This is a genomic window from Citricoccus sp. CH26A (genome assembly GCF_000224415.1).
In the GTDB taxonomy this organism is placed as follows: Bacteria; Actinomycetota; Actinomycetes; order Actinomycetales; family Micrococcaceae; genus Citricoccus.
Map to the genome: position 1 here is coordinate 168540 of NZ_AFXQ01000003.1, position 20390 is coordinate 188929.

At 72.3% G+C, this 20390-nt stretch carries 20 protein-coding genes and 1 tRNA gene; 10 read left to right on the plus strand and 11 right to left on the minus strand.

Translation table 11 applies throughout. The features are described from left to right. Positions 1-7 precede the first annotated feature (7 nt). Positions 8-1327, plus strand: a complete 1320-nt coding sequence (locus CITRI_RS0103225; RefSeq protein ID WP_010143159.1) for a geranylgeranyl reductase family protein — start codon at positions 8-10, stop codon at positions 1325-1327. 9 nt (positions 1328-1336) lie between these two features. Then, entirely contained in the window at positions 1337-2407 is a 1071-nt protein-coding gene (locus CITRI_RS0103230) for a polyprenyl synthetase family protein (protein WP_010143160.1), read from the plus strand. Here the strand turns inward: CITRI_RS0103230 and CITRI_RS0103235 are convergent. Together CITRI_RS0103235 and CITRI_RS0103240 are read right to left on the minus strand one after the other, a co-directional pair. Further along, on the minus strand, positions 2383-2880 hold the full coding sequence (locus tag CITRI_RS0103235) for an HIT family protein (RefSeq protein WP_010143161.1): 498 nt from the start codon (positions 2878-2880) through the stop codon (positions 2383-2385). The genes CITRI_RS0103230 and CITRI_RS0103235 overlap by 25 nt on opposite strands. Beyond that, a complete protein-coding gene (locus CITRI_RS0103240) occupies positions 2877-3356 on the minus strand; it encodes a hypothetical protein (protein ID WP_010143162.1) in 480 nt (159 codons plus the stop codon). Before CITRI_RS0103240 ends, CITRI_RS0103235 begins: the two co-directional genes overlap by 4 nt. Before the next feature lie 103 nt (positions 3357-3459). Here CITRI_RS0103240 and gabT point away from each other — a divergent pair, with 103 nt between their 5' ends. Then, positions 3460-4815: a 4-aminobutyrate--2-oxoglutarate transaminase gene (gene gabT / locus CITRI_RS0103245; RefSeq protein WP_010143163.1), complete on the plus strand. Its 1356-nt coding sequence runs from the start codon at positions 3460-3462 to the stop codon at positions 4813-4815. 28 nt (positions 4816-4843) lie between these two features. On the opposite strand, the gene rarD is transcribed toward gabT, so the two are convergent. The 5 genes from rarD to CITRI_RS16135 are packed head-to-tail and all read right to left on the minus strand — an operon-like array spanning position 4844 to position 12539. Further along, positions 4844-5758 carry an EamA family transporter RarD gene (gene rarD / locus CITRI_RS0103250; protein ID WP_010143164.1) on the minus strand — a complete coding sequence of 305 codons (915 nt, stop codon included), beginning with the start codon at positions 5756-5758 and terminating at the stop codon, positions 4844-4846. Beyond that, a complete protein-coding gene (locus CITRI_RS0103255; RefSeq protein ID WP_010143165.1) occupies positions 5755-9819 on the minus strand; it encodes a type VII secretion protein EccC in 4065 nt (1354 codons plus the stop codon). The genes rarD and CITRI_RS0103255 overlap by 4 nt, the downstream gene beginning before the upstream one ends. Beyond that, positions 9816-10889, minus strand: a complete 1074-nt coding sequence (locus CITRI_RS18300) for a hypothetical protein (RefSeq protein WP_010143166.1) — start codon at positions 10887-10889, stop codon at positions 9816-9818. Before CITRI_RS18300 ends, CITRI_RS0103255 begins: the two co-directional genes overlap by 4 nt. After that, the gene (gene eccD / locus CITRI_RS0103265) at positions 10889-12247 is read right to left on the minus strand and encodes a type VII secretion integral membrane protein EccD (protein ID WP_010143167.1); all 1359 of its coding nucleotides are present in this window, start codon (positions 12245-12247) and stop codon (positions 10889-10891) included. Before eccD ends, CITRI_RS18300 begins: the two co-directional genes overlap by 1 nt. 1 nt (position 12248) lies before the next feature. Next, positions 12249-12539 carry a hypothetical protein gene (locus CITRI_RS16135; RefSeq protein ID WP_010143168.1) on the minus strand — a complete coding sequence of 97 codons (291 nt, stop codon included), beginning with the start codon at positions 12537-12539 and terminating at the stop codon, positions 12249-12251. 193 nt (positions 12540-12732) lie between these two features. Here CITRI_RS16135 and CITRI_RS0103275 point away from each other — a divergent pair, with 193 nt between their 5' ends. The 4 genes from CITRI_RS0103275 to htpX all read left to right on the plus strand — a co-directional run bounded on the left by CITRI_RS0103275 (position 12733) and on the right by htpX (position 15890). Then, on the plus strand, positions 12733-13062 hold the full coding sequence (locus tag CITRI_RS0103275; RefSeq protein WP_010143169.1) for a hypothetical protein: 330 nt from the start codon (positions 12733-12735) through the stop codon (positions 13060-13062). Positions 13063-13117: 55 nt separating this feature from the next. Next, the gene (locus CITRI_RS20390; protein ID WP_010143170.1) at positions 13118-13420 is read left to right on the plus strand and encodes a hypothetical protein; all 303 of its coding nucleotides are present in this window, start codon (positions 13118-13120) and stop codon (positions 13418-13420) included. 126 nt (positions 13421-13546) lie between these two features. Then, positions 13547-14935 carry an FAD-dependent oxidoreductase gene (locus CITRI_RS0103285; RefSeq protein WP_010143171.1) on the plus strand — a complete coding sequence of 463 codons (1389 nt, stop codon included), beginning with the start codon at positions 13547-13549 and terminating at the stop codon, positions 14933-14935. A gap of 91 nt (positions 14936-15026) precedes the next feature. Continuing rightward, entirely contained in the window at positions 15027-15890 is an 864-nt protein-coding gene (htpX, locus tag CITRI_RS0103290) for a zinc metalloprotease HtpX (protein WP_010143172.1), read from the plus strand. A gap of 1 nt (position 15891) precedes the next feature. On the opposite strand, the gene CITRI_RS0103295 is transcribed toward htpX, so the two are convergent. Further along, positions 15892-16374 (minus strand): hypothetical protein, encoded by a 483-nt coding sequence (locus CITRI_RS0103295; RefSeq protein WP_010143174.1) that lies wholly within the window; start codon positions 16372-16374, stop codon positions 15892-15894. A gap of 8 nt (positions 16375-16382) precedes the next feature. Next, positions 16383-16871, minus strand: coding sequence for a YajQ family cyclic di-GMP-binding protein (locus CITRI_RS0103300; protein WP_010143175.1), 489 nt, complete (start codon positions 16869-16871; stop codon positions 16383-16385). Positions 16872-17003: 132 nt separating this feature from the next. Between CITRI_RS0103300 and CITRI_RS0103305 the strand changes: the two genes are divergently transcribed. Together CITRI_RS0103305 and CITRI_RS0103310 are read left to right on the plus strand one after the other, a co-directional pair. Beyond that, positions 17004-17088: transfer RNA gene (locus CITRI_RS0103305), tRNA-Tyr, on the plus strand. An 80-nt stretch (positions 17089-17168) separates the two neighbouring features. Next, positions 17169-18335 carry an RtcB family protein gene (locus CITRI_RS0103310; RefSeq protein ID WP_010143176.1) on the plus strand — a complete coding sequence of 389 codons (1167 nt, stop codon included), beginning with the start codon at positions 17169-17171 and terminating at the stop codon, positions 18333-18335. Between the two features lie 20 nt (positions 18336-18355). Here CITRI_RS0103310 and CITRI_RS0103315 read toward each other — a convergent pair whose 3' ends face one another. Beyond that, complete coding sequence (locus tag CITRI_RS0103315; RefSeq protein WP_010143177.1) at positions 18356-18805, minus strand: hypothetical protein; 450 nt, start codon at positions 18803-18805, stop codon at positions 18356-18358. Positions 18806-19011: 206 nt separating this feature from the next. Between CITRI_RS0103315 and trxA the strand changes: the two genes are divergently transcribed. Continuing rightward, entirely contained in the window at positions 19012-19383 is a 372-nt protein-coding gene (gene trxA, locus CITRI_RS0103320; protein WP_010143178.1) for a thioredoxin, read from the plus strand. A 3-nt stretch (positions 19384-19386) separates the two neighbouring features. Here the strand turns inward: trxA and CITRI_RS0103325 are convergent, their stop codons facing one another. After that, entirely contained in the window at positions 19387-20388 is a 1002-nt protein-coding gene (locus CITRI_RS0103325) for a DNA-3-methyladenine glycosylase (protein ID WP_010143179.1), read from the minus strand. Positions 20389-20390: the final 2 nt, after the last annotated feature.

A 20390-nucleotide genomic window follows, 5' to 3' on the forward strand; every position in this document is an offset into this window, starting at 1 on the left:
TGGCCGGGTGGAATCTGCAACGAGAACCCGGGTACTGATCGCCGGGGGCGGCCCGGCCGGGGCGACGGCGGCCTGGCACCTGGCGAGGGCCGGCGTCGAGGTCATCGTCCTGGAGAAGACCGCCTACCCGCGGGAGAAGGTCTGCGGGGACGGGCTGACGCCGCAGGCGGTGCGCGAGATGAACCTGATGGGCCTCGCCCACGCCCCCGAGGACGGCTGGCAGCACATCCGGGGCCTGCGGCTGGTGGCCGGGGGCCGCGCCGTGGAGGTGCCCTGGCCCCAGACCGACACCTGGCCGGACTACGCCCTGGTGCGCACCCGCAACGACTTCGACGAACTGCTCGCCGCCCACGCGCGCGCCGCAGGCGCCACCATCCTGGAGCGCCACTCGGTGAGCTCGGTGCTGCGGGACGGGGCCGGCACCGTGACCGGGCTGCGCGCCGACCTGCTGGACGGACGGGGCCGGAAGACCGGCGAGTCCCGCGACTTCCACGCCGACGTGGTGATCGCCGCGGACGGCAACTCGACCCGAACCGCCGTCTCGGCCGGGCTGTCCAAGCGGGACGACCGGCCCATGGGCGTGGCCGTGCGCGCCTACTACTCCTCCCCGCGCCACGACGACGAGTGGATGGAGTCCTGGCTGCAGCTCCCGGACGCGGACGGCAACCTGCTGCCCGGTTACGGCTGGCTGTTCCCCCTGGGGGACGGCACCGTCAACGTGGGGCTCGGCATCCTGGACACCTCCCCGCAGTTCGGCAAGCTCGACTACCGCGCCATCCTCAAGGACTGGAGCGGGGCCCTGACCGAGACGTGGGGGCTGAGCGAACAGACCCGTGAGTCGAGGATCCTGGGCGCGGCCCTGCCGATGGGCTTCAACCGCACCCCGCAGCACGTGCCCGGGATGCTGCTGGTGGGGGACTCGGCCGGCATGGTCTCCCCCTTCAACGGGGAGGGCATCTCCTTCGCCATGGAGGCCGCGCGGCTGGCCGCGGACGTCACGGTGAGCGCCCTGCGGCGCGCCAGGCCGGCCGGCCGGGAGGCCGAGCTCGCCCGGTACCCGCTGCTCACCCACGAGACGTGGGGCGGGCACTTCGCCCTGGGGTCCTCGTTCGCCCGGCTCATCGGCCACCCCGCCGTGCTCAGGGCCGCCCTGGCCGCGGGCATGCGGACACCGGCGATGCTGCGCCGGGTGGTGCAGGTGATGGCGAACCTGGTGGACGCGGACGGCACCGCGCCGGTGGACCGGCTGGTGCGGCTGCTGGAGTCCGCGGTCCCGGCGGCCACCACGCTGGGGCCCGATGCCTCCCGCGAGGTGAAGGTTGGATAGGCTGTCCCGGTGACCTCTCCTGAACCCGACGTCTCCGTGGGCAGCCTCGCGCTGCCACCCGGCTTCGAGCGCCTGGCCGAGAACGGCGAGCTGCTGGCCACGGTGGCGACCGCCCTGGACCGGGTCGAGCAGGAGCTCGCCGAGGCCGTGGCGAACGCCGACCAGCTGGCCGACCTGACCAGCCGCCACCTGCTGGAGGCCGGTGGCAAGCGCGTCCGTCCCCTGCTGACCGTCCTGTCCTCCCTGCTGGGCGACCCCGGCGTCGGCACCGGGCAGGTCGGCGAGGTGTCCGCGGCGGTCCGCTCGGCCGCCGTCGTGATGGAACTGACGCACCTGGCCACCCTGTACCACGACGACGTCATGGACGAGGCGCCCGTGCGCCGCGGGGCACCGGCCGCCCACGAGCTGTGGGGCAACTCCGTGGCCATCCTGGCCGGGGACCTGATCTTCGCCCGCGCCTCGCAGCTGATGGCCTCGCTCGGGCCCGAGGCCGTGGCCATCCAGGCCCGCACCTTCGAGCGGCTCGTGATGGGCCAGCTGTGGGAGACCGTGGGCCCGCAACAGGACCAGGACCCCCTCGAGCACTACCTCCGCGTGATCTCCGGCAAGACCGGGTCGCTCATCGCCGCGGCCGGCCGCCTGGGCGCCTTCTTCGGCGGCGCCGACGAGGCCACCGTGGACACGCTGGAGGACTACGGCGAGAAGGTCGGCATGGCCTTCCAGCTGGCCGACGACGTGATCGACCTGACCAGCGCCTCGGACACCTCGGGCAAGGTCCCCGGCACCGACCTCAAGGAGCGGGTGCCCACCCTGCCGGTGCTGCTGCTGCGCCAGGAGGCCGCCCGCGGGGACGCCGCGGCCCGGTCCGCACTGGAGCTGGTGGACGGGCCGCTGGACACGGACGACCAGCTGGTCGCCGCCGTCGCCGCCGTGTCCGCGCACCCGGTGATCGAGTCCGCGTGGGAGATCACCCGCGGCTGGGCCGACGACGCCCGTGCCGCCCTGGCCCCCCTGCCGGACTCGCCCGTCAAGGACGCCCTCGAGGCCTTCGCCGACTACGTGGTCCGCCGCGACGCCTGAGCCAGGACGTCCTCCAGGGTGATGGCGAGCTCCCGGGCCTTCAGGGCCCGGACCTCCGGCTCGACGGCGTGCCGCATCTGGCGGTAGAGCATGTCGTCACTCCAGCGCGGGAACACGTGCAGGTGGTAGTGCCACACGTGCTGGTTCCCGGCCGGCTCGTTGTGCTGGCGGGTGGAGATGCCCTCCGGCCCCCAGGCCCGCTTCATGGCCAGGGCGACGTGGCGGGCCATCAGCGCGATCCTCTGCAGCACGTGGTCCGGGAGCTCGTAGAGCGTCTCGTAGTGCCGGGCCGGGGAGATCATCGCGTGCCCCTCGTACGGTCCGAAGCCGTCCACGGCGATGAACACGATCACGTCCTCGTCCTGGTAGACGAGGTCCTCGAGCTCGCAGCGGTTGTCCGGGTCGGACACGTCGCCGTTGACCAGGCCGCAGAACGGGCAGACATACCCTTCGGGGGCGTGGGACGGGATCACGCGTCCTCGCCCTCCTCCTCGAAGGTCCACTCCAGCAGGTCCAGGGTGAACTCGCTGAAGGTGCCGCCCTCGCAGCTCCACTCGCCGTGCTCCTCGTCCGCCCCGGTGGTGCGGCGCCAGACCAGCGGGTCCGGCAGGGAGACGTCCGCGACCGGCAGCCCCCAGACGGTGCTCTCCTCGGCATCCTCCAGGAACATCAGGTACCCGTCCCGCACGTCCAGTTCGTCGGCGTCCCAGAAGAAGTGCCCCGTCTCCAGCAGGTCCGGGCAGTTGCCCAGGGCCTGGTGGAACTCGTAGAGCGCCAGCGGGACGCGGAAGGTGCCGCCGGCGGCCTGCGCGGCCTGCCCGGCGGGCGAGGCGGACAGCAGGGCGTCCAGTTCACCGGCCTCCAGGCCGTCCTCGGGTGACCACGGGGTGTCCAGGTGGGCGGGGACGAGGTCCTTGAAGCGGGCGAGGAAGAGGGGTTCGGCAGACATGGTCCTCAGTCTAGGCTCCGGCCCCGATCGGCCGGTCCCGGGCCGGGATGCCGTGGAGCCCCGCCCTATCTCTGCCGTGGGAGGCGCCACTACGCTCGTCGTCATGACCATCGAGTACCGCCTGGACCAGCAGCGCACCCTGACCACCGACCTGCCGGGCCCGCGCTCCGCGGCCCTGGCCGCCCGTCGCGAGCGGGTGGTGGCCGCCGGGGTGTCCTCCGGACAGCCGTTCTACGTCCAGGACGCCGACGGCGGGATCCTCGTGGACGTGGACGGCAACGCGTTCATCGACCTCGGGTCCGGCATCGCCGTGACGAGCGTCGGCGCCTCGGCCCCCGCCGTGGTCGAGGGCGTGCGGGAGCAGGTCGGGCACTTCACCCACACCTGCTTCATGGTCTCGCCCTACGAGGGGTACGTGGCCGTCTGCGAGGCCCTGGTCGAGTTGAGCCCGGGGGACCACGCCAAGAAGGCCGTGCTGTTCAACTCGGGTGCGGAGGCCGTGGAGAACGCCGTCAAGATCGCCCGCATCGCCACCGGCCGCTCCGCCGTCGTGGCCTTCGACCACGGCTACCACGGCCGGACCAACCTCACGATGGCCCTCACCGCCAAGAACACACCCTACAAGGGCGGGGACGGGACGACGTTCGGCCCCTTCGCCCCGGAGGTCTACCGGGCCCCGATGAGCTATCCGTTCCGCGAGGAGAATCCGCAGACCACCGGCCGCGAGGCCGCGGAGCGCGCGATCCGGATGATGCAGAGCCAGGTCGGCGGCCGGAACATCGCGGCGATCGTCATCGAACCGGTCCAGGGCGAGGGCGGGTTCATCGTCCCGGCCCCCGGTTTCCTGCCGCGACTGGCCGAGTACGCCCGCGAACAGGGCATCGTGTTGATCGCCGACGAGGTCCAGACGGGGTTCTGCCGCACCGGGGCGTGGTTCGCCGCGGAGCACGAGGGGATCGTCCCGGACCTCATCACCGTGGCCAAGGGCATGGCCGGAGGCCTGCCGCTGGCCGGCGTGGTGGGCCGGGCCGAACTGCTGGACGCCGTCCACGGCGGTGGCCTGGGCGGCACCTACGGCGGCAACCCGGTGGCCTGCGCGGCCGCCCTCGGCGCGATCGCCACCATGCGCCAGGAGGACCTGAGCGGCCGGGCCCGGCGGATCGAGCAGATCGTCCGTCCCCGCCTGGAGGCCCTGGCCGCCCAGACGGGCGTCATCGGGGACGTCCGCGGCCGCGGCGCCATGCTCGCCCTGGAGTTCGTGCGGCCCGGCACCCGCGAGCCGGACGCGGAGATCGTGCAGGGGATCATCGCCGGCTGCCGGTCCCAGGGCGTGGTGATCCTCAGCGCCGGGACCTACGGCAACGTCGTCCGGCTGCTGCCGCCGCTGGTGATCGGCGAGGACCTGCTGCTCGAGGCGATGGACGTGGTCGAGGCGGTCGTCCGCGACGCCGCGGGGTGATCCCCGCCCGGGCTGTCCGGGCCCGGGATCACCCCCGCGGCTGCCGCCGTGCGGCCCGCAGCGAGTCCCAGCTGAGGACCAGCAGGGCACACCAGACGAGGATGAACCCGGCCCACCGGCCGGCGGTCATCTCCTCACCGAAGACCAGGAGCGCCACGAGGAACTGGATCACCGGGGTCAGGTATTGAAGCATGCCCATCACGGACAGCGGCAGGCGCCCGGCGGCGGCACCGAAGAGGATCAGCGGGATGGCCGTGACCAGTCCGGAGGCGGCCAGGATCCAGAAATGACCGGCACCTTCGGAGAGCAGGGTGAGCCGGCCCGATGCGGACAGCCACCAGACACCGGCCGCCATCACCGGGACCAGGACCACGGTCTCGGCGGCGAGCGAGGACACCGGGTTCACGGAGACCCCGAGTCGGTTCTTGGCGATCCCGTAGCCGCCGAAGCTCAGGGCCAGGCCCACCGCGAGCCAGGGGAAGGACCCGTGACCGACCACCATGACCGCTACCGCGGCCACGGACAGGCCCACGGACACCCACTGGGCCGGGCGCAGCCGTTCGCCGAACATCACGACGCCGGCCAGGACGGAGACGAGAGGCAGGATGAAGTAGCCCATCGCCGCCTCCAGGGTCTGCCCGGAGACCACCGCGTAGGTGTAGATGGCCCAGTTCGCGCCGATGAGCACCGAGGCGAGGGTGGTGGCTCCCAGGCGGCCCGGGCTGCCCAGGAGCCGGCCGACCTCGTGCCAGCGACGCAGGGCGAACAGCAGCACGGCGCAGGTGACCAGGGTGAAGCCGATGCGGACCAGGACCACTTCCAGCGCGGTGGCCGGGGCCGTGGCGGCCACGTACAGCGGCAGCCCGCCCCAGAACAGGTAGGCCCCCGCCCCGTAGGCCAGTCCGCCCGGGGTGACGGGACGCTGGGCCGTGGTCGCGGTCACCGCGAGGCGCTGTCGAGGAAGGTCTGGACCGTCATGACGGGCTTGCCCGTGACGAGCAGCTGGCCGCGCCCCGGGGGCAGCCTGCGCGCCTTGACGCCGTTGATCAGGCTGCCCTCGGTCTTGTCCCCGGACAGGATCAGCGCGGAGGTCCCGTTGTCCCGCAGGGTGGAGAAGAAAGTCTCGTACATGCCGCGGGAGGACCCGCGCACGCGCCGGGTCAGCACGTAGTTCATCCGCAGGTCGGCGGCCATCGGGATGAACGGGACCAGCGGTGCCAGCGGGGACTGGCCCCCGCCGACGGTGAGGATGTCGTAGTCGTCGATCAGGGCGACCATGCGGGCGCGGCGCTGGGGGACCGACTGGTCCTGGCCGGGGTCCTGGCGCTTCTTGATCTCCTGCAGCACGGCGTTGGTCAGCTGGGCGCCCACGGCCGCGTTGGTGGCGTAACCGCCCAGGTAGTCCTCGGGGACCTCGTCGCCGAGCACCCGCCGCGGGTCCCAGACCACGAAGAACAGCTCCTCGTCGGTGTGGGTGGCGGTGAAGCGGCGGATGACGTTGCGCAGCAGGTTCGTCTTGCCCGTCTCCTCGTCGCCCATGACGATGAGGTTGCGGTCCTTGTGCTCCAGGTCGAGGCACTCGGTGCCCAGGTCCAGTTCGCGCAGTCCCAGCGGGAGCAGGCCCTGCCGTTCGGGCGTGGGGCAGGTCGCGGCCTCGACGACGCCCGGCAGCACCCGGACCTTCATGGCCGATCCGGTGGTGAAGGACCCGACCTGGCCGACCAGCTCCCTGAGCCCGTCGGTGACGGAACCGGCTTCGGCCCGGCCGTCGATCCGCGGCAGGGCCACGTGGGCCTGCAGCCCGGCCGGGGTCAGGGCGCGCCCGGGGGCCTCCGGATTGACGTTGTCCGCCAGCCTGCGGTCGATCGTGGACTCGCCGGCATCGGTCAGGCGCAGTTCCAGCCGGTGCGTGAAGAAGGACTGGTGGGTGGAGCGGACCTCGTTGTTCCGGCTCACCGTGGTGACCACGTGGATGCCGTAGCCGCCGCCGCGGGTCATGATCGCGGTGACCTTGGGCACGAGCTCCTCGAACTCCTCGGCGAACTGGCCGTGGCCGTCGACCACCAGGAAGATGTCCGCGCTGGGCAGCTCGGGCAGGCGGCCCTCGGCGTGCATCCTGCGCATGGTCGGCAGCGAGTCGATGGCGTACTGCTCGAAGATGCGCTCACGGTGGGCGAGCATGCCCGCCACCTCGTCCACCGTGCGGGTGATGACCTCCCGGTTGGTGCGGATGGCCACCCCGCCCACGTGCGGCAGCTGCTGCAGGGGCAGCATCCCGGCCCCGAGCAGGTCGATGCAGTAGATGCCCACCTGCCGCGGGGAGTGGGTCAGCGCCAGCGAGCCGACCAGGGTGCGCAGCGTGGTCGACTTGCCGGACTGCGGGCCGCCGTGGACCAGCAGGTTGCCGGAGCCGGCGGTGAAGTCGATCTCCCACAACCCCTGCCACTGGCGGGCGGGGTCGTCGAGCAGGCCGATGGGCACGGTGAGGTCACCGCCGGCAGGCAGCCGCAGCCCGTCACCGGTGTTCCTCGGCTCGCCCACGGCCTGTTCCAGGGTGATGGCCGGCGGCAGCGGCGGAAGCCAGATCGGCTGCACCGAACGGGGGAAGGTGCGCAGCGTGTCCATCATGGTGGACATCACCGTGGGTCCGGTGGTGCGGCGGGCCGGGCCGTCCTTCGTCACGGGCCCCGCCGGGGCGGTCCCACCGGTCCCCGCGGCGGTGCGGGCCTCCTCGAGCACGAGGGCGTAGTCCGGGGCCCGCAGCACGGGCGGGACCTCGTCCGCCGGGTCGGGGACCTCGGCCTCGTCCTCGAACACCTCGTCCTCCATCGGGCCGGAGACGTAGCCGGCCTTGAACCGGGAGTACACGGTGGTGTCCACCTTGAGGTAGCCGTACCCGGGCAGCGGGGGCAGGTGGAAGGCGTCCGGGGTGTCCAGCACCGTGCGGGACTCGGACTCCGAGAGGGTGCGCAACCCGATCCGGTAGGACAGGTAGGTCTCCAGCCCGCGCAGCTTGCCGGCCTCGATGCGCTGGGAGCTCAGCAGAAGGTGCACGCCGATCGACCGGCCGATGCGCCCGATGGACAGGAACAGGTCGATGAAGTCCGGGCGGGCCGTGAGCAGTTCGCCGAACTCATCGATGATGACGACCAGGTGGGGCAGCGGCGGCAGCGGCCTGTCCTGCCGGCCCGAGGCCAGTTGCTCCTCGCGGTGGATCTGGTAGTCGGTGATGTTGGCGATGTTCCCCGCGGACCTCAGCACCTCCTGCCGGCGCAGGATCTCCCCGTTCAGGGAGGCGTAGACGCGCTCGATCAGGGTCAGGTCGTCCGAGAGGTTCGTGATGATGCCGGTGACCTGCGGGGCACCCTCGAACGGGGCGAAGGTGGCCCCGCCCTTGAAGTCGACCAGCACCATGGCCAGCACCTCGGGGGAGTGGGTGGCCAGCAGGCCGAAGACCAGCGAGCGCAGCATCTCGGACTTGCCGGAGCCGGTGGCGCCCACGCAGAGCCCGTGCGGGCCCATGCCCAGTTGCGCGGCCTCCTTCAGGTCCAGCAGCACCGGCTTGCCCTTCTCGTCCGGTCCCAGGGGCACGCGCAGGAAGTCCGCGTGGGGGCGCGGCTGCCACAGCCGCTCGACGTCGGCCCGGTCCAGCTGCGGGGACAGCTCCAGCATCTGCAGGAAGGACCGTGAGGCGGCGGTCTCCGCCCCGGTGTGCTCGAGCGAGTCCAGGGAGAGCCGCAGGGGCGCCAGCTCGGAGACGATCCCGGCCGCGGTGTGCTCGTCCAGCGGGTCCAGCCCGCCCTCGGTGCGCTCGGGGCTGCCCTGGTCCCGGGTCCGGTCCTCCAGCAGGAAACCGGTCCGGCCGTCCGGGCGCGGGCCCTGGTCGGTGAGGCGCAGGGAGACCTCGGAGGGTTCCTGCAACCGGTCGGCGCACAGGTGCAGGGCGGTGATGCCCCGGGCCTGGAGGCTGAAGTGGGAGTCGCCGAAGTCCAGGTCCTGGGCGTCCGCGCCGTAGCCGTCCACCACCACCACGAGCCGGGACAGGGTGGGCGGTCCGGAGGTGAGCTCGGTGCCGAACCGGGTGTTCTCCCCGGCGGCCTTGGAGCGGTACTGCAGGTCGGCGTCGAGCAGTTCCATCAGGGAGCCCGCGTCCGGGGCGATGAGCTTGACCGCGCCGGTGAAGTGCTGGGCGGAGGTGTCGTCCAGGTGGGGGAGCAGTTCCAGCCAGTCCCAGTCCGGGCGCCGGTCGCGCGGCGTGATGACCGCGATCCGCAGGTCCTCCGGGGACTGCAGGGCCGCGGCACCGGTCAGCAGGGACCGGGTCACCTGCAGGACGAACTCGCGCGGGCCCACCACGGAGATGTTCCCAGCGGAGTCCAGCGGCACGGTGACCGGCATGTGCGGGGCGGCCTCGAAGCGGCGCTGGAGCACCTCGGCCTCGCGCACCATGAACTCGTCCTGGATGGCCGTGGCGGTCTCCAGCAGGTTCACGCCGATGTCCCGGGTGGGCAGGCGCCCCGAACCGATGCGGCAGCGCAGGAAGTCCTCGTGGTAGCGGCGCCGCTCCCAGAGCCGGGCCGGGTCCCGGACGATGTCGAACAGGGCGGCCGGTGGCGGGCTGGCGGCGCGGGCGGCCTGCTGCGCCTCGATCTCCTCGTCCCGCAGCCTCGCGCGGGTGCGCTCCAGGTACCGGGTGTAGGTGTCCCGCAGGAGGGTGCGCTGCCGGGTGGCCTTGCCCCGGGTGGAGACGAACATGGCCACGCCCACCACCACCGAGACCATCATGGCGATGGCACCCACCGCGGCGAAGGGGCTCTGCCGGAACGTCATCATCACCATCATCGAACCACCGGCGGCGAGCATCGGCAGGATCGTCATGATGCTGCCGCCCCCGGCCTCGGCGGCCGCGGGGTCCACCGGCTGCGGGCCCTCGATCGAGAACGGCCGGAACCGGCGTGCCGGCGCGGACGTCCGCGCCGGGCGGTGGACGAGCTTCTGGCTCACCGGTGTCCTCCCCGCGCCGGACCGGCCCCGTTCGCCAGGCTCAGGACACGGCCGGACAGCTCGGCCACGGCCATCCGGTTCTCCGGACGCGTCAGCGGCAGGGACACCCCCACCCCGGTGGCCAGGTGCCGGTCGTGGCGCAGGGCCACGGACAGCACGCCCACGCGGCTCAGGGCCGCGGCCTGGGCGAGCGGGTCCAGGACCCCGGCCGCGTCGGTGGCGACGACGGCGGCAGCCACCGGCACCGAGGACAGGAACGAATCCTCCCGCCAGTGCCGCAGGTACCCGGCGGCCTCGTCGATGCCCGCGGGGGTGGCCGGCGTGACGAACACGGCGGCGTGGCTGCGGGCCAGCGCGGCGGCCGCGTCCGGGGACTGCGGCCCGGTGGGGCAGTCCAGCACGGTGACGGGGAAGTACCGGGAGAGGCCGGAGAACAGTGCGGTGGTCGCCGCGTCACCCAGTGGGCGGCCAGCCACCCGGGGCCCGGTGTGGAACAGGTCCTCCCCGGACACCGCCATCCGGGAGCTCACCTCCTCGAGGGTGGCCGAGGGCATCGCGGACAGCTCGGCCGCGAGCTGGTCCGCGCCGGGGGCGGGCACGGACAGGGTCGTGCTGCCCAGGCGCAGCCCGAGGGAGCCCAGGGCGGGATCCAGGTCCACGGCGGCCACCGGCTCGGGGCGCAGCGCCGCGAAGGTCCGGGCCATCATGGCGCTCACGGTGGTCTTGCCGGCGCCGCCGCGCAGGGACACCACCGCGATCCGGCGTCCGGTGGTGACCGGGGCCTGGATCGCCCGGGCGTGGGCGGCCATCCGCTCCGGCGTGGGGTCGTGCCGGAACAGGGCGCCCAGCGCGCGGGCCGAGCGGGCCCACAGGGACAGGGCGGGCCGGCGGGCGTACTGCCGGGCCGCCCGGTCGGCGACCGGCTCGAAGCCGGCCAGCGGGTCGTCCTGGCCGCGGGCCACCTCGGACCGCAGGTCCGCCGGGGTGGACCACCGGGCGTCTGCGGAACCGGGGAGGGGGCGGTCCGGCAGGGGGCCGGCGTCGGTCCAGGGATCGGTCAGGCGGGTCATCAGAAGGTCTCCAACAGTGAGGCGTAGATCCCGAAGTAGCCGATGAGCAGCGGGATGACGGCGAACAGGGCCAGGCCCTCGAGGGTGTCCCCGGTGCGGCGCACCCGGGCCTGCGCGTGTTCCGGGAGGGTCACCGAGAGACCGGAACCGGTCAGCAGGGCGAGGCCGAGCAGGACCACCAGGAACACGGCATCGGCCTCGGGCAGGAAGTCGACGGCCAACCGGACCAGGGCCAGCGCCCCGGTCGCGGCGGCCAGGTACAGCGGGATGCGCTGGGCCGCCAGCGGGAAGGACCGCGCCCGCAGCCCGACGGCCAGGGTCAGGAACGCCAGCAGTGGCAACGAGAAGGCGTGCATGCGGGTGTCGGTGCCCACCAGCCACACGGCCAGTGCCAGGGACACCGCGCACGCGATGGCGCTGGCGATCAACCCGCCGTGGGCCGAGTCGATGGCCCGCCGGGCGTCCGTGCGCAGCACCGGCCGGCCGGCGGCCTGGCCGTCGTCCAGCCCGGCCAGCCCGGAGGCGCCCAGGGCGATCGTCGGCAGCAGGCCCAGCACCAGCAGCGTGACGACCCCGGCGATGCCCGCCGCGCCGACGGTCACCTCCGCGTCCCTGCCGCCGATGGCCCACGCGGCGACCGCGGGGGCCGCCGCCCAGGTCAGGGTGAGCCCCCCGGTCACGGCGGCGGCGATGAACATGGCCAGGGGCCGGCGGACCACGAACCCGAGGAACCCGAGCACGAGCGCGGCCAGCGCCCCCAGCCCCACCGCCAACCACGGGGCGTCCAGTCCCAGGCGCACGAGCCCGGTGGCCGCGAACAGCGCCCCGGTGCCGGCCAGGGTCCCGGCGACCGCCCGCATCCGTCCCGGGGCGGCGAGGGACGCGCCGGTGACGAGCAGCACGGCGGCCACGCCGAAGCAGGCCCACCCGGTCCAGGCGTCCTCGGCCAGGAGGCGGTCCAGCAGCCCGACGACGGCCAGCCAGGCACCGAGAGCGGCGAGCACCCCGCAGACGAGGGACCGGTAGGTGTCCGACCAGCGTCCGGGCACCGCGTCGGTGGCGTCGGAGACGGTGTCGTTGAGGTCGTAGATGATCGGGGCCGGCGGGGCCTCGGTCTGCGAGACCAGCGCGAGGCGCTCGCCGTCGAGCACCCCGGCCTCCGCGAAGGTCTGCACGGCGGGCACGGTGCCCCCGTCGGAGCGCACCAGCACCTTCGCGCCGAGGGACTCCCGGGGCCGGTCGTCCAGGACGTCGAGGATCTGCGGCATCAGCGCCCCGACGGGGGTGTCCGAGGGCAGCAGCAGGTCCGCGTTGCGGCGCTCGCCGGACAGGGAGATGCGCGTGTAGGGGTGGGGCACGTCAGGACCTTCCGGGCAACGGGGAGGAGGGGGCGGCGTTCAGGGACTGGCTCTGGCGCTGCTCGCGCTCGGCGCGTTCGTCCTGCCAGTTGGTGATGACCATGACCACGAAGGAGATCGCCACGCACAGGGCGCAGGCCAGGGCGGCGGTGACCACGCCGTAGACGAGGACCCGGGTCCGTTCACGCCAGCGCCGCTCGGTGGGGTTGGCGCCGAAGAGGAAGGCGGCCGTCAACCGGTTCCGGCGCACCTCCACCGATTCGATCAGCTGCGCGTCGAAGTCCATCGCCATGGGCTGCGATCCCCCTCTCGTGTCCCGTCACCGACCCTGCCTATCATTCCAGTCCCGGCGGCCCCGGGCAGACACCCCATACCGGCCGGACATGGGTAGTTCTCCCCATCCGGGCCGGTTGACTCTGCCCGCGCCGGGCTCGGAGGATGGGACCACACGCCACGGGGCCACCGGGCCTATGACACCCAAGGGGATGAACCAGCTGATGAAGCTCGAGATGACGGACATCGACGTCTTCCACAAGTCCATGCAGGACTCCGGGGACTCCGGGGAGCAGCTGCTCGCCGAGGTCGTGAACCTCGAGAACGCCGTGGAGCAGCTCAAGCACACCTTCAAGGGCTCCGGCGCCGTGGCCTACAACAACTTCATGGTCGAGGTCGACGCCTGCGAGAAGAAGCTGTACGAGGCCCTGGGCCTGATCAACGTCGGCCAGGGCGAGATGTACAAGTCCTACGTCGACCAGGAGGAGACGATGACCTCGGACGCCGAGGCCCAGCCGGTCGACTTCCCGATGGGCCGCTGAGCCGCCCGGCTCACCCCTCGTCCCTCCCACCCGACCCCCGAAAGGACCATGACCCATGAGCACCATCTCCTACGACTCCGGCGCAGCCGCCTCCTACGAGGCCGAGGTCGCCGCCATCACCGGCCGCATCGAGGGCATCATCGGTGACCGCGAGTCCCAGAAGAACTACGTCGCCTCCAACTACCAGGCCACGGACAACGACGCCGACTACGACATGGTCGAGCAGAAGTGGCTCGAGGCCGCCGACGCCGTGCGGGCCCTGGTCGTGCAGGCCCGTGAACTGATGGAGAAGAACGACGACACCGCGGCCACCGCGCACTCCCGTGCCTCCGGCGCCATCGCCGGCATGCGCGCCTGATCCACCGGTTCTCACCCCCCAGGGTCGGTGACCTGCACCACGGAGGTGCACGTCACCGCCCCTCGTCGTCGCCCGGAGGATAGACTGGAGTGCTGTCTGCTCTCTCGTCTTACGGAAGGACACTTCGTGACCTCTGCCCCCGACCGCACCCTTCGCCTCGCGATCGTCGGAGCCGGGCCGGCTGGCGTGTATACGGCAGACCTGCTGACCAAGGCCGAACGGGACTTCGAGCTCAGCATCGACCTGTTCGACCGCTACCCCGCCCCGTACGGGCTGATCCGCTACGGCGTGGCCCCGGACCACCCGCGGATCAAGGGCATCGTCAAGGCCCTGCACAAGGTGATGGACCGTGGTGACATCCGCTTCCTGGGGGACGTGGACTTCGGCACCGACCTGACCCTGGAGGACCTGCGCCGCCACTACGACGCGGTCGTCTTCTCCACCGGTGCCATCCGGGATGCCGACCTGGACATCCCGGGCATCGGGCTCGAGGGCTCCTTCGGCGCCGCCGACTTCGTGTCCTGGTACGACGGCCACCCGGACGTGGACCGCGAGTGGCCGCTGACCGCCAGGGAGGTCGCGGTGATCGGCAACGGCAACGTGGCCCTGGACGTGGCGCGGATGCTGTCCAAGCACGCCGATGACCTGCTGGTGACCGAGATCCCGGAGAACGTGTACGCCGGCCTGAAGGCCTCCCCGGTGACGGACGTGCACGTCTTCGGCCGCCGCGGCCCCGCCCAGGTGAAGTTCACCCCGCTGGAGCTGCGCGAGCTGGCGCACTCGAAGGACGTGGACATCGTGCTCTACCCGGAGGACTTCGAGTTCGACGCCGCCTCCGAGGAGGCGGCCGCCTCCAACAACCAGGTCAAGACCATGGTCGGCACGCTGACCAACTGGCTGGTGGAGGAACAGGACACCGGGGCCTCGCGCCGGCTGCACCTGCACTTCCTGCAGCAGCCGGTGGAGGTCCTCGGCGAGGACGGTGCGGTCACCGGGCTGCGCATGGAGCGCATGGAGCTGGACGGCACCGGCAACGTGAAGGGCACGGGGGAGTACACCGACTACCCGGTCCAGGCCGTCTACCGCGCCGTCGGCTACCACGGGTCCCCGGTGCCCGGGCTCGCCTTCGACGAGCGCCGGGGCGTCATCCCCAACGACGCCGGCCGCGTCCTGGACGAGGACGGCACCCCGGTGCCCGGTGTCTACACCTCGGGCTGGATCAAGCGCGGCCCCGTGGGCCTGATCGGCCACACCAAGGGCGATGCCCTGGAGACGATCGGCTGCCTGCTGGAGGACCAGCCCGAGCTGTGGACCGCCGAGGTCCCGGACGAGCAGTCGATCCTGGACCTGCTCACCGAGCGCGGGGTCCAGTACACCACGTGGGAGGGCTGGCTGAAGCTGGACGCCCACGAGCTCTCCCTGGGCGCCGCGGCCACCGAGACCGGCCCGGTCGAGCGCGAACGCGTCAAGGTCGTCGCGCGCGAGGAGATGGTGGGCATCAGCCGCGCGCAGTGATCGCCGCCGGCCTCCGCAGCCCGGCCCCCGCGGGGAATCCGCGAGGGCCGGGCTGCGTTGTAGCGGACACGAGACACGAGAGGACGTGGGCGTGCACCGCCACAACAACGGACTGAAGACGACCCTGCTGTTCGCGGGCATGTTCGTCGTGCTGCTGGCCATCGGCGGCGCGATCGCCGCCGGCACCGGACGGGCGGCGTGGATCTGGGTCTTCGCCCTGATCGGCGTGGCCTCGACCGCCTACAGCTACTGGAACAGCGACAAGATCGCCATCCGGTCCATGCACGCCTACCCGGTCACCGAGGCCGAGCAGCCGGAGATGTACCGGATCGTCCGCGAGCTCTCCGACCGGGCCGGCCAGCCGATGCCGCGGCTCTACGTGGCGCCCACGCCGTCCCCGAACGCCTTCGCGACCGGACGGAACCCGCAGCACGCCGCGGTGTGCTGTACCGAGGGGATCCTGCGGATGCTCAACGCCCGGGAACTGCGCGGGGTGCTCGGACACGAGCTGATGCACGTGTACAACCGGGACATCCTGACGTCCTCCGTGGCCGCGGCCATGGCCGGCGTCATCACCTCGGTGGCGCAGTTCCTGATGTTCTTCGGGGCCGGCCGGGACAACCGCAACGTCAACCCGCTGGCCCTGATCGCCCTGTCACTGCTCGCCCCGATCGCGGCGTCGCTGATCCAGATGTCCATCTCGCGGACCCGGGAGTATGACGCCGACGAGGACGGGTCGAAGCTGACCGGTGACCCGCTGGCACTGGCCTCGGCCCTGTACAAGCTGGAGCACGGGATCCAGGCCGCGCCGTTGCCGCAGGAGCCCCGGCTCGAGACGACCGCGCACCTGATGATCGCCAACCCGTTCCGGGACGTGAGGAAGCTGTTCTCCACGCACCCCCCGATGGGCGACCGCGTCCGGCGGCTGGAGGGCATGGCCCGCCAACTCGGCTGAGTCACTCTGCCGGGGCCAGTCCTCCGGCGCGCTGCCAGGCCCGGACCAGGTGGTCCTGCACGGGGTCCGCGGCCAGCTCCTCCGCCCTCTTCTCGGCCTCGCGCAGGGCGCCGTTGGCGGCCTGCCGGGCGTCCTCCGCCACCGCCCGCTCGTGCCGGAACCAGGCCCGGTCCTCGAACCGGGGCTCGTCCGCGATCGACTCCAGCTGCTGGGTCACCAGCCGGTGGTTCTGCTGCACGGCCCTGAGCCGGACCGGTTCCAGCGCCTGCTCCACGAACCCGCCGTGCACCACCAGGCCCCGGCGGGCGTCGATGCCGTGCCGCAGGGCCAGGGCCAGCAGCCGTGCCGGTTCCACCGTGCCCGGGTCCGGCCGCCAGTCCAGGTCGGCCAGGCGGCGTCGGCCGGCCTTCTCGTCGGCCAGGGCGAGGCCGAGCTCGATGTCGGCGGTGTAGACGGTGCTGTCCGGGGTGATCAGGTAGAGCACGGCGTCTCCTAGCGGAAGTTGATGAACTGCAGGTCGGCGTCCTCGAAGTCCTTGAGCAGGGCGATGGTCGACTGCAGGTCGTCCCGTGACTTGGAGGAGACCCTCAGCTCGTCACCCTGGATGGTGGCCTTGACCGACTTCGGTCCCTCGTCGCGGATCAGCTTGGTGATCTTCTTCGCGGTGGGCTGGTCGATGCCCTCCTTGATGGAGGCCTCCAGGCGATACTCCTTGCCGGAGGCGTAGGGCTCGCCGGCGTCCAGGGACTTCAGGGAGATGTTGCGCTTGACGAGCTTGGACTGGAACACGTCCAGGACCGCCTTGACGCGCTCCTCGGAGTTCGCCTTCATCAGGATGGACTCCCCGCTGAAGTCGAGCTCCGCGCCGACGCCCTTGAAGTCGTACCGCTGCGCGATCTCCTTCTGGGCCTGGTTCAGCGCGTTGCTGACCTCCTGCTTGTCGACCTTGCTGACCACGTCGAACGTCGAATCGCTGGCCATGTCTCCTCTTCCGTGGTGGGTGGTTTCCGGTGTCGTGGCCAGCCTACCCGTCACGGATTTCAGAATCAGGGCAGGGCTCCGGTAAAGTGAGTTCTCGCCTGCTCCACGGATGCGTCCGGGGGGAGGGCCCGCGGCAGATTACCCGAGCGGCCAAAGGGGGCTGACTGTAAATCAGCTGGCATTGCCTACGGGGGTTCGAATCCCTCATCTGCCACCAGTGAACGGTGCGAAGGCCCCGGGACCATCACGGTCCCGGGGCCTTCGGCCTTCCCGGGCCCGCACGGCACCATGGTGACCATGGAGCACATCACCGGCCGGCTCGTCAGCTGGGCCTCCCTGCTGGACGAGCAGACCCGCGAGCAGGCCGTCGCCACCTCCCGGTTGCCGTTCATCCACCCCCACGTGGCCCTGATGCCCGACGCCCACCTGGGCAAGGGTGCCACGGTGGGCTCGGTCATCCCCACGCTGGGGACCATCATCCCGGCCGCCGTGGGCGTGGACATCGGCTGCGGCATGATCGCCGTGCGCACCCAGTTCTCCGCGTCCGAGCTCCCGCAGGATCGCGCCGCGGTGCGGTGTGCCATCGAGCGGGCCGTGCCCCTGAGCGCCGGCCACTACAACAAGACGATCAGCCCGACGGCGGCCCCGCGACTGGCCGAGCTGGCCGACGCCGCCGCGGCGGCCGGCTTCGACCCGGCCGCCTACGCCGGGAACTGGGAACTGCAACTGGGATCACTGGGCTCGGGCAACCACTTCATCGAGATCTGCGTGGACGAGCAGGACCGGGTCTGGACGTTCCTGCACTCCGGCTCCCGCGGGGTGGGCAACCGGATCGCCCAGCACCACATCCAGGTGGCCACGGCCCGGGCGCGCCGCTCGGGGGTCAGCCTGCCGCACCCGGACCTGGCCTACCTGGACGAGGGCACCGAGGAGTTCGACCGGTACATCCGCGAGCTGCGCTGGGCCCAGCACTTCGCCCTGCTCAACCGCGAGGAGATGATGGACCGCGTCCTGCGCCAGGTCTCGGACTGGATGAGGGCCCCGGTGCAGGAGCGGGAGCGGATCAACTGCCACCACAACTTCACCGAGTCCGAGCATCACCTCGGCCGGCAGGTCTGGGTCTCGCGCAAGGGTGCCATCCGGGCCACGGCGGGGGAGCCGGGGCTGATCCCCGGGTCCATGGGCACCGCCTCCTACGTGGTGGCCGGCAAGGGCAACGCGCTCTCGCTGAACTCCTCCCCGCACGGGGCCGGACGCTCCTACTCCCGCAGGGCCGCCCGCCGGACCTTCACCCTCGCCCAGTTGCGCGAGGCGATGGCCGGCATCGAGTACCGGGACACGGAGGCGTTCCTGGACGAGATCCCGGCCGCCTACAAGCCGATCGACCAGGTCATGGCCGACTCCGCGGACCTGGTCTCCGTCCGGCACACCCTGCGCCAGATCGTCAACGTCAAGGGAGACTGAGCCGGACGACGGCGCGCACCTCACGCGGCCATGGGCAGGGGCGTGACGTCCCAGATCGTGCAGAAGGCGTCGTCGTCGAGCCCCATCACGGCCTGGTAGTACGCCCACGCCCACGCCGGGGCGCCGTTGGAGTCCGGCGGGGCCGCCGGGCAGTCCCCGGGATGCAGCCAGGCGCCGTCCACGCAGATGAAGTCCAGGTACCCGGCGATCGCCCCGTCACGGGGCGGCCTGAGGTTGTCCTTGAGGTCGGAGGCCTTCGCCACCCCGTAGAGCTCCGTGGCCTCCGGGTCCAGCACCAGGCCGCAGTCCCGCCCGAACGCCTCGACCCAGTCCATCGACTCCCGCAACGCCTCCTCCGGATCCGGGCGCTCCACCACCACCATCACCGTCGAGCGGCGCCCGGGCAGCAACGGCCCGGCGCCCGCCGGGCCGCGCTTGCCATGACTCGGGGGGATCGGTGTCATCGTCATCTCGTCCTCCAGGGGGTCGTGGTCCCGATCGCCGGGGCCGGTGAGAACCACGCTAGGAACGGGCGCCCGCAGCCTGCCGGGGGCGTCCGCTCGACCGTGGGGGACCGGCGGGAGGCGGTCCCCTGTGGAGGAACGCGCCTGTGCATTCACTGGCAACCTGGGGATACCGCGGAGCCACCCGGGCACCGCACGGTTAGGGTGGGGGGATGGCAACCACCGAGATCACCGAAGCCGACTTCGAGACGACCCTCACCGAGAACGACATCGTCCTGGTGGACTTCTGGGCCGACTGGTGCGGCCCCTGCAAGCAGTTCGCTCCCGTCTACGAGCAGGTCTCCGCACGGCACGGGGACGTCGTCTTCGCCAAGGTGGACACCGAGGCCGAGCGCAACCTGGCCGCCGCCGCGAACATCACCTCCATCCCCACCCTGATGGCCTTCCGGGACAAGGTTCTGGTCTACGCCCAGCCCGGGGCGATCAACGCCACCCAGCTCGAGGAACTCGTCTCCGCCGTCAAGGGCCTGGACATGGACGAGGTGCACAAGCAGGTCGCCGAACAGCAGGGCCAGCAGCAGTAGCGCTCACCGCCGGCGGTGGTCCGCCGGCGTCAGCCGCGGCCCGAAGCGGCTGAACCGGTAGCCGGACAGGCCGATCAGCCGGACCACGCGCTGGCGGTGCCCGGCATAGGGGGCCAGCAGCCGCAGCATCCCGGCATCGTCCGTGCGACGGCCCGTGAGGGCCTCGCCCACGTGGTGGGCCAGGTGGAAGTCCCCCACCGCCACCGTGTCCGGCGCCCCGTGGGTGCGCTGGACCGTCTCGGCCGCGGTCCACGGCCCGATCCCCGGCACGGTGCACAGCCGCCCCACCACGGACGCCGGGTCGTCATCGGCTCCCAGCGGGTCGGCCCCGAGCCGGTCCAGCGCGGAGGCCCGCTCTGCCACCCGCAGCATCGCCCGCGACTGCGCCGGCTGGACCCAGCCGGCGTGCCAGCCCCAGCTCGGCACCCGGCGCACCGCCGCCGCCGTGGGCGCCAGCAGCATCCCCTCCGGCGCCGGCGCCGGGGGCCTCTCGCCGTAGCCGCGCACCAGCCAGCGCCAGCCCGAGCGCGCCTGGTCGTGCGTGACCTTCTGTTCCAGCACCACCATCAGCAACTGGTCCACCACCCGGCCCGTCGCCGGTAGTCGCAGCCCCGGATGCGCGCGCCGGGCCCGCACCACCGCCGGCGGCAGCCCCGAGGCACCCGAGGCGAGCAGCGCGTCGAAACCGGACCAGTCGTCGTCGAGCCCCAGCAGGGCCGGCGCGGCGGCCACCGCCGCCTGGGCGCCCGGCCCCCAGGCCAGCACCGGGATCCGGCCGGGCACCAGCGGGGACGGCGCCGGGCGGACCAGCAGCGTGACGGGATCCCCGGCACCGGGCTGGCGGAAGCACAGCCAGACGCCCTCGGGGCGGGACTGCACCGTGGGATCGGCGTGACCGCGCTGCAGCACCCCCAGCGTCAGCCGCACGTCCACCGGGATCCCCGGCTCCAGGACCACCCCCGCATCCGGGGCCGGCAGGGTGCCGGAGGGGGTGGTCGTGTGCATCC